This is a genomic window from Paenibacillus cymbidii (genome assembly GCF_004764705.1).
GTDB classification, from domain to species: domain Bacteria; phylum Bacillota; class Bacilli; order Paenibacillales; family NBRC-103111; genus Paenibacillus_AN; species Paenibacillus_AN cymbidii.
The window spans coordinates 21,002-34,890 of the sequence record NZ_SHLX01000029.1 but is presented as its reverse complement, the minus strand read 5'-3'; the positions used below and the strand labels follow the sequence as shown (position 1 = coordinate 34,890).

Below are 13,889 nucleotides of genomic sequence, written 5' to 3'. Positions count from 1 at the left end.
GGTCGGATGCGCCGGTCGGCAACACGGATCGCGGACAGGAGAGACCATGCAATCGCTTATGCAGCTCACACAGGCGGGAGCCGAGGACGACGAGTTTTTGTACCGTGTATATGCCAGTACGCGTGCGGAAGAATTTGCCGCCCTGGGTTTGCCGGAGTCGATGCTGAAGTCGATGCTGCGCATGCAGTTCGAGGCGCAGCGGCATTCTTATGCGCTGCAGTATCCGGCCGCCGAACAGCGGATCATTCAAGTCGGCGGCGTGAAAGCCGGCTATTGGATCACGCACGACGGGACCGATGCGCTCAGGCTGGTGTATGTTGCGTTATTGCCCGAGTGCCGCAATCGCGGCACGGGAACCGCGCTGATTCGCCGCTTGCAGCGGCAGGCGTTCGAACGGGACAAGCCGTTGCGGCTGCAGGTGCCGGACAATAGCCCGGCGCGCCGGCTGTATCAACGTTTGGGCTTCAGCGAAACCGGCTTTGAGCCGCCTTACGTGGCCATGGAGTGGTTCCCGGACAACGAGGGATGACCGTATGGGAAGGAAGCGGGCGCAAGCCTGAGGCAACACAACGAGACGAAAGGAGATTGTCGAATGAGCGATCAATACTTGGGCGAGATTCGCATGTTTTCGGGAAACTACGCTCCGCAAGGATGGGCGTTGTGCAACGGACAACTGCTGCCCATCAATCAGAATGAAGCCTTATATGCCTTGCTCGGCACCACTTACGGAGGGGACGGGAGATCGACGTTTGGGCTGCCGGACCTGCAGGGGCGCGTGCCGGTACATATGGGGAAAAACCCGGTTACGGGCACAGCATACCCGCTCGGTCAAAAAGCGGGGACGGAAACCGTCACCCTCGAGCAATCCATGCTGCCCGCACATACGCATCCGGTGGGAGCGCAGCAGCTTGCCGGGAACAGCACGTCGCCTGCCAATAATATATGGGCGACCAGCACAAACAAAGTATATGCGGATACAGCGCCGAACGGTCAGATGGACCCGGCGACGATTTCTTCGATTGGCGGCAATCAGCCGCATAACAATATGATGCCGTTCAGTACCGTAACGTTCATTATTGCGCTGCAGGGAAATTACCCGTCACAAGGATAACTCGCGAATGGAGGAATGGAAAAATGGCAGAACCGTTTTTGGCGGAAATCCGCTTGTTTCCTTTTAATTACGCGCCGAGCGGTTGGGCGCAGTGCAACGGTCAATTGCTGAACATCCAGCAGAACTCGGCGCTTTACACCTTGCTCGGCACCAAATTCGGAGGGGATGGCGTCAAAACGTTCGGGTTGCCCAATCTGCAAGGCAGGACGCCGATTATGCCGAGCAATGCGATCCCGTATGCAACGGTGAGCGGAGAAGAAGCGCATACGCTGACGATAAGCGAAATGCCGCAGCACACGCACGATGCTACGGCCGGATCCGACGCAACCACAAATGTGGCGACGGGCAATGTTTGGGGAACGTCGACACTGATGTCCTACAGCGACACGATCAACGGCTCGATGAATGCAGCCGCGCTTGCCACTGCGGGCGGGAGCCAGCCGCATTCGAACATGCAGCCTTATACCGTATTGAACTATTGCATTGCCATTCAGGGCATTTGGCCGCCAAAAAACAACTGAGGAGGATCGATTATGGATCCGTATATCGGCGAAATTCGCCTTTTTGCAGGCTCTTATGCACCCCAAGGCTGGGCATTTTGCAATGGGGATACGCTGCAAGTTTATCAGAATCAGGCACTGTACACGATTATCGGCAATATGTACGGCGGCACCGCGGGTCAGACCTTCAATCTTCCCGATCTGCGCGGCACCGTGCCGATGCACTGGGGAACGGGAGCGGGCCTGACGCCGCGGAAGCTGCCAGAGACCGGCGGGACGCAAACGGAGACGATTACGCTGGATCAAATGCCGAACCATACGCATTCGCCGCAAAATCAAACGACTGCGAATGAAACCAATCCGAATGGGGCGGTATATGCGAATTCTCCTGGGGGCAAGTTTCCTGTCAAGGCGTATTCGCAGAATGCCGATACGCCGATGAATGTACAGGCGATCTCTGCCGTAGGCGGCAATCAGGCGCATAACAATATGCAGCCTACGGTGGCGATTAATTTTATTATTGCGCTTGAAGGGGTTTATCCGTTGAAGTCAGAGTGAGATGGGATCGATTGCCGTCAGCTTAGGCGGCAATTCGTATGACCCCGAGGGGGGATTGGGGGGCCGCTTCAATGAAGGAGTTTTTTTTCAAACGGATGATGAATGTGCTAGGGTTCCTGTTTTTTGGATTGTTGCTGGCTTCCGGTTTGTTCACCAAAGAGGCGCATGCAGCCGATGTTACCTTTAATGGAAGCCTGGAACGGGGCGCTACTTTCAATCGATGCGATTTGTTCTCTATCGATGAAAATACGTTGAGGCTGTTCGACTCGAGCGCGCTGAGCAGTTGTCCGGCTAGCGGCCAGACGTTCAATTATTTTACCCGTGATATCAAGCCGGAGACAACTGGCACGTACACAATTATGGTTACATCGGCACAGTTTACATTCCCGCCTTGGGTAACCCCTCCTCTTTACGGCTATGTTACAGGTGTGCCGGTGGACGACGATACAACGATGTACATTTACAGTCATTTTAATCCTGCCGAAACGGACACGATAACCGGGTTGCTGTGGGCGAATGACGACACGGCCATTACCGCATCGGAATACAGCAGCAGCAACAATTTTCGTTCCAAGATCGAGAACATAACACTGACCGGCGGTGTGACCTATACGATCGTGGTAACCAGCTTCGATGCGGACGTAACAGGACCAATTGAGTTTCTCGTGAGTGGCGCAGGAGCAGTCGAAGTGATGATCAATCAATACTCATCCGACTTGGTAGCCACTCCCGTGGCGAATCCGGCCGGCGGGCAAGTCACAGCGGGCAGCACAGTATCGCTATCGACCGTTACTCCCGATGCGGACATTCGTTATACGACTGACGGTCAAGACCCCACTAGCAGTAGCACGCTATATAGCGGCCCAATTTCCATTACCGGTGAGGTTACCATCAAGGCGATAGCTGTTAAATCAGGGATGACGAACAGCGCCGTTATGGAGGAGAGCTACACTCTGCCAGGGCCGGTCATCCCCGCTCCTCCTTTGATTACATCCCCGGCTTCCGCCGCGAAGCTGGCCACGAATAAGCCGACCATTGCCGGGACTACGGGTGCGGGCGGTTTGGTCGAAGTCTTTGTCGATAACGTCTCGGCGGGTACGACTACGGCCAACGGCAGCGGCCAGTGGACTTTGACGTTGACCAACGAATTGACGGATGACGTCCATGCGGTGAAAGCAAAGGTAACGGTTAATAGTCAGACCAGCAATGATTCGAACACGGTAAACTTTACGGTTGACACAAAGGCCCCGGCGGTGGAGTCTGTCGAGGTGCCGGATAACGGTGCTTACAAGAAGGATGACGTTTTCACCTTCAAAGTAAATTTTGACGAGCCGGTTAAGGTAACGGGCACGCCGCAGCTTGGCATCAAAATCGGCACGGATACCGTACAGGCGAATTATGTGTCGGGGAATGACACTTCGTCGTTGACGTTCACCTACACCGTGCTCGCTGGACAAAACGACATCGACGGCATCGAGGTCAAAACGCTTGGACTGAACGGCGGTACTATCGCTGATGCGGCTGGGAACGACGCGACGCTGACTTTGGTCGACATCGGCGACACGAACCAGGTGCTTGTCGACACGACGGCGTCGACGGTGCAGTCGGTAACAGTACCGGCGGATGCGACGTATGTGGCGAATGCGGAGCTTAACTTTACCGTCAACTTCAGCGAGAACGTGACGGTAACCGGTACGCCGACGATGTCGGTGAAGGTCGGCGACACGGTGAGGACGGCGACATACGTCTCGGCTTCCAGCGGTACTGCATTGTTGTTCCGCTACACGGTGCAAGCAGGCGAGGAGGACAGCAACGGCGTGGAAGTCGTCGGCACGTTGGCGTTGAACGGCGGCACGATCCAGGATGCAGCGGGCAATAACGCGACGCTGACGTTGAATGGTATCGGCAATACGACAGGAGTGCTAGTGGATGCGATCGTGCCGACGGTAACGTCGGTGGCTGTGCCCGGCAACGGCACCTATGTGGCTGACCAGGCGCTTGAATTTACCGTCAACTTCAGCGAAAACGTGACGGTGACCGGGGAGCCGGCGTTTGATGTGACGATTGGCACGACCGGGCGGCAGGCGACGTACACGTCGGGCGGCTCGGGGACAGGGTCCGCGCTGAAGTTCCGCTACACGGTGCAGTCGGGCGATCTTGACACGGATGGCATCTCGGTCGACACGCTTGCGCTTGCCGGCGGCACAATCAAGGATAGCGTCGGCAACGATGCGACGCTTACACTGAACAGCGTGGCATCGACAGCAGCTGTGCTGGTAGACGCGGTGGCGCCGACAGTGCTGTCGGTTGGCGTTCCCGAAGACGGCTGGTATCGCGAGGGGCAGACGCTCGATTTTACCGTTACGTTCGATGAAGCCGTTACGGTGAGCGATACCGAAGCTGTTACACTGACCGTTACGGTTGGCGGCACGGAACGTGAGGCCGCGTACTTGTCGGGCGACGGCACCGCGGCGCTTGTGTTTCGCTACACGGTGCAAGCCGGCGACACGGACACAGATGGCGTGGCGTTGGGTTCAGGGATCGTGTTGGCCGCTGGCGAGACGATCCAGGATAGTGCCGGCAATAAAGCCGAACTGACGCTAAACAACGTGGCAAGTACGGCCAATGTGAAGGTAGACACACAGGCGCCGAAGGTACTGTCGGTAGACGTGCCGGACGCAGGTGCCTACAACGAGGGGAAAACGCTCAGCTTCACCGTCCATTTCGACGAGAACGTGCAAGTGACCGGTACGCCAACGCTTGGGCTGACGATCGGAACGATGCCACGAACGGCGGCATATGCGTCGGGCAACGGCACCGCGGCGCTGACGCTCACGTATACGGTGTTAGCCGGCGAGACGGACACTGACGGAGTGACGGTCGGCACGCTGAGCGCTAGCGGCGGCAATGCAATCAAGGACTTGGCCGGTAATGACGCGACGTTGACGTTGGTCGACATCAGCGACATGAACCAGGTGTTAGTCGACACGACCGCTCCGATGGTACAGTCAGTAACAGTACCGGCGGATGCGACGTATGTGGCGAATGCGGAGCTTAACTTTACCGTCAACTTCAGCGAGAACGTGACGGTAACCGGTACGCCGACGATGTCGGTGAAGGTCGGCGACACGGTGAGGACGGCGACATACGTCTCGGCTTCCAGCGGTACTGCATTGTTGTTCCGCTACACGGTGCAAGCAGGCGAGGAGGACAGCAACGGCGTGGAAGTCGTCGGCACGTTGGCGTTGAACGGCGGCACGATCCAGGATGCAGCGGGCAATAACGCGACGCTGACGTTGAATGGTATCGGCAATACGACAGGAGTGCTAGTGGATGCGATCGTGCCGACGGTAACTTCGGTGGCTGTGCCCGGCAACGGTACCTATGTGGCGGACCAGGCGCTTGAATTTACCGTCAACTTCAGCGAAAACGTGACAGTGACCGGGGAGCCGGCGCTGGTTGTGACGATCGGCACGACTGTTCGTCAGGCGACGTACACGTCGGGCGGCTCGGGGACAGGGTCCGCGCTGAAGTTCCGCTACACGTTGCAGTCGGGCGATCTTGACACGAACGGCATCTCGGTCGGTACGCTTGCGCTTGCCGGTGGCACGATCAAGGATAGCGTCGGCAACGATGCGACGCTTACACTGAACAGCGTGGCATCGACGTCAGCCGTGCTGGTCGACGCGGTGGCGCCGACAGTGCTGTCGGTTGGCGTTCCCGAAGACGGCTGGTATCGCGAGGGGCAGACGCTCGATTTTACCGTTACGTTCGATGAAGTCGTTACGGTGAGCGGGACGCCTACGCTTGGTCTGGTATTTCAGTCTACAGTGCGGAATTCCGTTTATGCAGCGTATGAATCGGGTTCAGGTACGTCGACGCTGACGTTCCGACTTACGGTGCAGGAAGGGGATCTGGACGCGGACGGCATTGCGCTGGGCTTGCTTTCGCTGGAGAACGGAGCGGCGGCGATACGCGATGCGGTGTCCAACGACGCCGTGCTTGGCTTGACCGGCGCCGACACCTCCGGCATCAAAATTGACGCGGTCAAACCTGATGCCGGCAACGTTACGGTTGTTACCGGTACGTATGGTGTCGGCGAGCATGTCGACCTGGTCGTCACGTTCCCGGAAATCGTGTATGTGCAAACGACGGGCGGCACACCTTACGTAAATTTGACGATCGGCTCGTCGGTCGTGCAAACGGTGTATGTGTCCGGTACGGGTACGAAAGAGCTTCTGTTCCGCTATACCGTGCAGCTGGGTAATTTGGATCTCGACGGCATTGCGGCGGGAACGACGATCGTATTGAACGAAGGCACGATTCGCGACGCCGCGGGCAACGATTCGATTACGACGCTGCCGGCAGCGCTAGGCGCGGACCGGACATTCGTCGATACGCGCGCAGCGGCGCCAACGATCGAGCTCAGTTTTACGGGGTGGACGAACCAGACGGTAACAGCGGCCATTTACGGCAATGACGACAATGCGTTGCAATACCGGATCGGCCCCACGGGAGGATGGAATCCGTACTCGGGTCCCGTATCGATCGATGAGGAAGGCGTAGAGGTTGTATACGCCAGACAGGTCGATGCGGGAAGCGTTGCCGGACACGAAGCGCAAGCGATTGTGCGGATTGACAAGACGGCTCCGGTTCTGCTTTTGAACGGTTCGTCGGTTATGTCGATTTATGTCGGCTCGGATTTCTCCGACCCGAGTTATACGGTGTCAGACATGTACGACGAAAGCCCGAATGTCGATGTGAGCGGGGAAGTGAATGCCGCCGTCATCGGTTCGTATGCCATAACTTACGCGGCTACGGACGCTGCCGGCAATCAGTCGCAGCCGCTCGTCAGAACCGTGAATGTGATAGCGCAGCCGATCGAGGAAAACACTTCCTCGCCGCCAACGCCAATTGTCGTGAACAAAGAGAAATTGCGACAAGTTCCCGTCGAGGTAGGTTCGGGTGACGGAGCCTCCCGTGCGCTAACGGTCGATATCGTCAGGAAGGGGCAGGAAGGCGGCATTCAAGTCGACGAGGTCGTACTCCGGCGAGACAAAATGGATGAAGCTGTTCAAAAGGCGCAGCAGGAAAACAAATCGACCGTGCGCATCGTGATCGACGATTTGCCGGACGACCCCGCGGACGAAGTTTCGGTGAAGCTGCCGAAGGACACCCACGACTCGTTGACGGCTGGCGCGATGGATCTGGAGGTAAAAACGGAAGGCGCTACGCTGACATTGCCACGGGAATCGTTGGCCGATTGGCAATCGGGCGGAGACGATTTGTATTTCCGCATCGTGCCGGTGCGCGCTCAGGAGACGCGGACGCAAGTCGAAGAGCGGACAGTGACCGCTGCGGAAGTTCGTGTCGTTGCCGGCGACAATTCGATTGCATTCGTCGGCACGCCGATGACGATCGAAACGAACTTCCAGAACAGGCCGGTCAAAGTGGCGTTCCCGCTCGACCCGAAATCCGTTCCGACCGACCCCGCGGCAAGGGAGCGGTTTATTGCTTCGCTTGCGGTGTACGTCGAGCATTCCGACGGCGATAAAGAACTGAAGCGCGGCACGATTCGATACGATGCCGACGGCAATCCGGTCGCCATCGAAATCGGAATCGACAAGTTCAGTACGTTCGTCATTATTACTGCGGAAGCGAAGCAAGCGGAACATCCGGCGTATGTATTCGGTTATCCGGACGGGACGTTCCGACCGAATAACCCGATCACACGGGCGGAGGCGGCGACGATCTTGTCGCGGTTGCTGCAGCCGGAACGCGCCGACAGAGGTTTGGTTGCCGCTTACACCGATGTAGACAGCGGTTACTGGGCATTTGAAGCTATCCGTACGGCGGGCGCTGCCGGTCTCATGGTCGGCGACGGTGGCCGTTTCCGCCCCGACGAAACGATAACGCGCGCCGAACTGGCCGTCGTCGCGCTTCGTTGGAAGCAACAAGACGTTCGTTCCGATTTTGGCTCCGCGATGAGCGATATTCGCGGCCATTGGGCGCAGGCGGCGATCGAAACGGCCGTTCATAGCGGTTGGATGCGCGGCTACGAAGACGGTTCGTTCGGGCCGGATCGGACGCTTACGAGAGCGGAAATGGTCACGACGATGAATCGGCTGCTCGGCCGCGATACCCTGCACTTGTCAAATGCCAAACCGACTTGGCAAGACGTGCCGTCCGATTATTGGGCTTATGAAGCGATAGAGGAAGCCTCCCGCACGCATACCGTTGTCGCTGCACAATCGGGAAACAACCCGTAGCGAGAGGACGCTTTTCGTAAATGTAAAGGAAGGAAAGCCACCCGTTCCCTACCAGGGGACGGGTGGCTTTTCATATGTGCCAAAAGCTGCGTCTCTCGTACCGGCAGTCATGTCGTCAGCCGTCGCCGTGCCCCTTGCACCAGTTGCCGGTATCCGCGCCAATCGTCCCGCTTCGCACCAGTAGCTTCCTCACCGACAGCAGCCTGCCCGCTTCAAGTCGTCTCCCAGCACTGCGAGCGTTTCGTTAAAGCAAAAATGCGCTTAAACGGGGCCGATCACCCCCAGTTTTCATGTTTACCTGCATTAATGCATTAAAAATCACCTAATTCTCTACTATATGGGCCTAACCGAATATGTTAAGCGTATTTCTACGTTTATACGTTCGCAAACGGCCAACTCGACTACTCTTTAGTGTAAAAATACGCTTAAACTTCACCCGCTGCATGCAAAACCCGCCTCGAAGCAAGCCAAGCGGCTTCATGGCGTCAGGCTTGCTTCGAGACCATTGACGCAGCGGGCAAAGGTTTGTTATGATCGATTTAAACGTTTGAATTTAAACGTTCAAACCCCGACTATCAGCAATACCAGTCGAAACGAGGCATCCACCATGCGCAAGAAACAAGTGACGATCGTCGACGTTGCGCAGGAGGCGGGAGTATCCTACGCCACCGTGTCCAACGTGCTGAACCGGCGCGACGTGCCGCTCGCGGAAGAGACGATCCGCCGCGTCGAGGAAGCGGCGCGCCGGCTCGGCTATCGCCGCAATGCGGCGGCGGCCAGCCTGAGCCGGCAGCGCTCCAACGAGCTCGGGCTGCTGCTGCCGGGCTTCGGCGAATATTTCGGCCGATTCGCGGAAGCGATGGAGCGAACCGCTTACGCCCATGGCTACCACTTGTCCGTCTTCTCCAGCTCGCATCATCCCGAGTTGGAGCAGCGCCACCTGGAGATGATGCTCCAGCGGCGAGTCGACGGTCTGTTCTGCCACGGTCTGGCGCTGTCGCCGGAAACGACGCGGCTTATCGTTGGCGACGGCACGCCAATCGTGCTGTTCAACGCCTGGGACTGGCCGCCGGACATCGCCATTGGCGTTGTCAATCCCGATTTCCGCGGCGCCTGCCGAGGCGCGGTCCGGCACCTGTACGATCGCGGCTGCCGATCGTTCGCCTTCGCCGGCGGCCTCTACGCGCGCGCGACTGGCGTGCAGCGGCGGCTCGGCTTCGCCGATGGCATCGCGTCGCTGCCGGAAACGGTCGCCTCCGCGGTGCTTGAACTGGACAACGTAGCGCACGCGGAATGGCCGGCCTGCATAATGGCCGCTTGCGCCGGCGGCGAGCCGCTCGGTTTCGTTGCGTTCGACGACACCATCGCTTCGCGGGCGATGTGGCGGCTGCAGGAGCAAGGCATCGCCGTTCCGGAGCGGGTGAAAATCGTCGGCGTCAACAACGATTCTTTCGCCGCGCACTGTCACCCGGGGCTGACGAGCATCGCGATTTCGCACGAGCGGCATGCGGAGCTGGCCATCGGCATGATGGTCGCCCATCTCGAAGGCCGCACGGCTGCCGAGGCCGGAACACTCGACGCCGCGCCATCCGGGGAACGAACCATGCCGCTGGAATTGATCGTACGAGGTTCAAGCGCCTAGCACAGCAAGCAGTTGCATAATCCATAAGGAGAGATGAACACATGTGGAAAACGGCCATTGAAGACGCCGTCGCCAAGACGCGCCGCAACATTGAAAGCTTCGGGGATTTGTTCCCTCACGTCGGCGAGGGCGGCGGCGACTACAAGCTCAATCCGAATACCGATTGGACGGACGGATTCTGGAGCGGCATGCTGTGGCTCTGCTACGAATATACCGGCGAAGCCGTGTTTCGCGATGCGGCGGTGCGTACGGTGGAAAGTTTCCGTCAACGGCTGGCGGCGAATACGGCGCTCGATCATCATGACATCGGCTTCCTGTATTCGCTTTCGTCCAAGGCCCAGTGGTTCATCGAAAAGGATGAAGCGGCGCGCCAACTGACGCTGCAGGCGGCCGATGTGCTGATGAAGCGCTGGCGGCCCCAATCGCAGCTCATCCAGGCATGGGGGCCGGAAGGCGATCCGGCGAACGGCGGCCGCATCATCATCGACTGCATGATGAACTTGCCGCTGCTGTATTGGGCATACCAGCAAACGGGCGATACCCGCTACCGCGACGTGGCGGTCACCCACGCGGAAAAAAGCCGGCGCTTTCTCGTGCGCGGCGATGGCTCTTCGTATCATACGTTTTATTTCGATCCGGAGACGGGAGATTCGTTGCGCGGCGGCACGGCGCAAGGCTATCGCGACGGCTCGACGTGGACGCGCGGCCAGGCTTGGGGCGTTTACGGTTTTGCGTTATCGTACCGGTACACGGGCAACGCCGCCTTCCTCGACACGGCGAAGCGGCTGGCGCGTTATTTCCTCGAGCGTCTGCCGCGCGACTATGTCGTGTACTGGGACTTCGACGCCCCGGTCGATGCGGACACCAAACGCGACAGCTCGGCGTCGGCGATTACGTCGGCCGGCATTCTGGAGCTGCTGGAGCATTTGCCGTCGAACGATCCCGACCGCGACTTTCTCGAAAATGGCTTGCTCCGTTCGATGCGCGGTCTGATCGAGCGTTATGCGACTATCGGCGAACCGGACGCGCAAGGCTTGCTGAAGCGCGGCTCTTACAGCGTGCGGGGCGGGGCTTCGCCGGACGATTTTGTCATCTGGGGCGATTACTACTACCTCGAAGCGTTGATGCGCATGGATCGCGGCTTGTGCGGGTATTGGTACGAATAGGAAGGGATGCTACGTTGAATGACCTGCCCGCGGCTTGCGGGCAGGTCGTTTTTTGTGCGATAACATAATAATGGCATCGGGAGCATGATTTTAGCGTTTCCATTGGAAGCGTTGCCACTTACAATAGAAAGTATATTTGCACCCAATCGGTTTGCCGCAGAATTTCCCCCGCTTAAAGGAGCTGATCGCATGTTTCGACGCCTGCTTGTCACAGCCCGGACAAGGCGTTTCTACGTCAAACTGGTGACTTTCACCCTGCTTGTTGCGCTGCTTCCGGTTCTTGTCATCAGCCTCGTGTTGTACCACAACACGACGTCGGTCATGCGGAACGAGGTGCGTTCGGCGAACGAAATGAATTTGCGGCAGACAGTCGATACGATGGAGATGATCGTCAATCAGATCGGCAGCAGCTTCCAGCAAACCGTGGTCAGCGGAGCGATCAAGGAGTTCGAAGGCTTCCCGCTCGGCAGCTATTACGAGTCGCTGCAGGGCGGTTATCGCGAGGACGATTTGCGCGAGCTGTATTCATACGTCAACAGCAAGTCGAACGCGCAATGGTATTTGGACAATTTGCAACGGTCTAATCCGTTCATCCAGTCGGTTTATTTTTTTGACTATACCAAGCAGGTCGTATTGACCGGGACGAACTTCTACAGCTTCTCCGACTTCTACGACAATACATGGGGACTGACGAAGGAAGGCATCAACACGTACCCGATGATCAGCGAGCTGCGCGAAGCGAAGCAGCGCGACGGTTCCGTCCGGCAAGTCATCCCGATCGTGTATATGTCTTCGTCGTTGACAAACAATTATATCGTCATCAATCTTGATGCGGAAATGATTTACCGCAGCGTGTTCAGCAAGCTGATTCGCGACGGCGAACACGCGTTTTTCGTACTGTCGGGCAGCGGCAAGCTGATGTTCTACGATCAACAGTACCCGATCAGCGAAACGATGAGCGCAGATCCCGGGCTGCAGCGGGAATTAACGGCCCACAAGGAAGGTTCGTTCGAGATGGAGCTGGCGGGCAAACGCCGGCTGGTCGCCAGCATGACGTCCGGCGTGCTCGGCTGGACGTTCGTCAACGCGCTGCCGGTCGACAATTTGTTCGAGAGCGTCAACAACACGAAACGGCTGATCCTGTTTACGACCATGCTGCTTGTCGCGGCGAGCGGCGTGCTGGTGCTCGTGGCATCGCGCAGCTTGTACGATCCGATTCGCCAGCTGCTGTCGCTGGTAAACATTCGCGGCAACACGCCCGGCTCCGCCGCGCCCGGTTCCCAGCCGTACGGCGAGCTGAGGCTGATCCGCAGCAGCCTGCTTGCCGCTTATGCAAGCGAGTCGAATTTGCAAGTGCGGTTGCAGGAAAGTATGCCGGCATACAAAAAGATGTATGTCCACTCGTTGCTTCACCCGAACCGGTTCACGCGAGATGAGATCGACGAACGGTTTCACTTCCTCGGCATCGGCCTGGAGCAGGAAGGCATCGCGCTGCTCGCCGTTACGGTGCTGGCGGAGACGGAGCACCTGGAGGCGGATGTCGAACGAATCCGCATCGACAAGCTGCGCATCGAGGATATGATCGAAGCGATTATTCCGGCCGATTGCGGCCGCATCGCGATGGAGCTGATCGAGAACCGCTTCGTTGTGATCATGAACAGCCTCTCGCCGCAAATGACCGAGGTATTCGAAGCGGCCGAGCGGATCGCCCGCGGCATCCGCGACGTCATCGGCATCCGCTGCACGATCGGCATCGGCAATTATTGCCCCGACGCCACGCATCTGCAGCGGGCCTACGCGGAAGCGCTGGAAGCGCAGCGGCATCGCATCGTGTCCGGCGACAGCGACGTGTTCTACATTCAGGACGTCCGGCTCGAGAACGTGCCGCTGCTGCAATACCCGAAGGACAGGGAGATTGCGATCAACAACTATATGTTGAATGGCGAAGCGGAGCAGGCGAAGCGCGTGTTCGCCGAATTCGTCGCCGATCTGAAGGGGCAGCGGCCGCGCGTCGATTTTCGCCAGATGCAGATGGCGTTTCTCCGGCTGCTCGGCAGCTTCGCCGAAACGGCCGTCGGGCTCCGCCTCGACATTGAGCAGGTATTGCGCCGCAATGCCAATTTGTACGAGGTGCTGCTGCAGAAAAACGAACTCAAGGAAATCGCCGAATGGTTCGCCGGCATTATCGCCGATTTTGCCGCGTTCGTCGGGCAAGCATACGTGGAGAAGAACAACAAATACGGCAAACAAGCGGTGCAGTTGATCGAATCGTCGTTCCACGACAATATTTCGCTGACCTCGATCGCCGAGAAGCTGCAGCTGAGTCCGTCGTATTTTAGCCGCATCTTCAAGGATTATACGGGACTTGCGTTTTCTGAATATGTGATGACGGCACGAATCGAATCCGGCAAAAAGCTGCTGGTCGAAACGAGCCTGCTCGTCAAGGAGATCGGCGAAAGCATCGGCTACCACAAGACGAATTATTTTATCAAAGTGTTCAAGGACTGTACGGGTTTGACACCGGGCGAATACCGGAAAATGCACGGCATTGTCGAATGCGCTGCCGAATGAGCGATGCCATTATGATGCGAAACATATAAAAGTCGCATGAATCGCATCACTTTGCCGTTTCCAGAACGCCGG

The 13,889-nt window shown here is 57.9% G+C and carries 8 protein-coding genes; all 8 read left to right on the top strand.

Going from position 1 to position 13,889, the window contains the following annotated elements:
- Positions 1 to 46 precede the first annotated feature (46 nt).
- Positions 47 to 529: a GNAT family N-acetyltransferase gene (locus tag EXY20_RS29700; protein WP_167859625.1), complete on the top strand. Its 483-nt coding sequence runs from the start codon at positions 47 to 49 to the stop codon at positions 527 to 529.
- Positions 530 to 592: 63 nt separating this feature from the next.
- Positions 593 to 1,111 carry a phage tail protein gene (locus EXY20_RS29695; RefSeq protein WP_135556021.1) on the top strand — a complete coding sequence of 173 codons (519 nt, stop codon included), beginning with the start codon at positions 593 to 595 and terminating at the stop codon, positions 1,109 to 1,111.
- A 23-nt stretch (positions 1,112 to 1,134) separates the two neighbouring features.
- Positions 1,135 to 1,632, top strand: coding sequence for a phage tail protein (locus tag EXY20_RS29690; RefSeq protein ID WP_135556019.1), 498 nt, complete (start codon positions 1,135 to 1,137; stop codon positions 1,630 to 1,632).
- 12 nt (positions 1,633 to 1,644) lie between these two features.
- Positions 1,645 to 2,169, top strand: coding sequence for a phage tail protein (locus EXY20_RS29685; RefSeq protein ID WP_207671355.1), 525 nt, complete (start codon positions 1,645 to 1,647; stop codon positions 2,167 to 2,169).
- Between the two features lie 71 nt (positions 2,170 to 2,240).
- Entirely contained in the window at positions 2,241 to 8,438 is a 6,198-nt protein-coding gene (locus tag EXY20_RS29680) for an S-layer homology domain-containing protein (RefSeq protein WP_167859624.1), read from the top strand.
- Positions 8,439 to 9,045: 607 nt separating this feature from the next.
- Complete coding sequence (locus EXY20_RS29675) at positions 9,046 to 10,080, top strand: LacI family DNA-binding transcriptional regulator (protein ID WP_135556014.1); 1,035 nt, start codon at positions 9,046 to 9,048, stop codon at positions 10,078 to 10,080.
- Between the two features lie 41 nt (positions 10,081 to 10,121).
- On the top strand, positions 10,122 to 11,246 hold the full coding sequence (locus tag EXY20_RS29670) for a glycoside hydrolase family 88 protein (RefSeq protein ID WP_135556012.1): 1,125 nt from the start codon (positions 10,122 to 10,124) through the stop codon (positions 11,244 to 11,246).
- A 189-nt stretch (positions 11,247 to 11,435) separates the two neighbouring features.
- Positions 11,436 to 13,817: a helix-turn-helix domain-containing protein gene (locus tag EXY20_RS29665; protein WP_167859623.1), complete on the top strand. Its 2,382-nt coding sequence runs from the start codon at positions 11,436 to 11,438 to the stop codon at positions 13,815 to 13,817.
- Positions 13,818 to 13,889: the final 72 nt, after the last annotated feature.

Bases quoted from the DNA above. Each gene is read 5' to 3' on its own strand.
- EXY20_RS29700 (WP_167859625.1), top strand. From the start codon at position 47: ATGCAATCGCTTATGCAGCTCACACAGGCGGGAGCCGAGGACGACGAG.
- EXY20_RS29695 (WP_135556021.1), top strand. From the start codon at position 593: ATGAGCGATCAATACTTGGGCGAGATTCGCATGTTTTCGGGAAACTAC.
- EXY20_RS29690 (WP_135556019.1), top strand. From the start codon at position 1,135: ATGGCAGAACCGTTTTTGGCGGAAATCCGCTTGTTTCCTTTTAATTAC.
- EXY20_RS29685 (WP_207671355.1), top strand. From the start codon at position 1,645: ATGGATCCGTATATCGGCGAAATTCGCCTTTTTGCAGGCTCTTATGCA.
- EXY20_RS29680 (WP_167859624.1), top strand. From the start codon at position 2,241: ATGAAGGAGTTTTTTTTCAAACGGATGATGAATGTGCTAGGGTTCCTG.
- EXY20_RS29675 (WP_135556014.1), top strand. From the start codon at position 9,046: ATGCGCAAGAAACAAGTGACGATCGTCGACGTTGCGCAGGAGGCGGGA.
- EXY20_RS29670 (WP_135556012.1), top strand. From the start codon at position 10,122: ATGTGGAAAACGGCCATTGAAGACGCCGTCGCCAAGACGCGCCGCAAC.
- EXY20_RS29665 (WP_167859623.1), top strand. From the start codon at position 11,436: ATGTTTCGACGCCTGCTTGTCACAGCCCGGACAAGGCGTTTCTACGTC.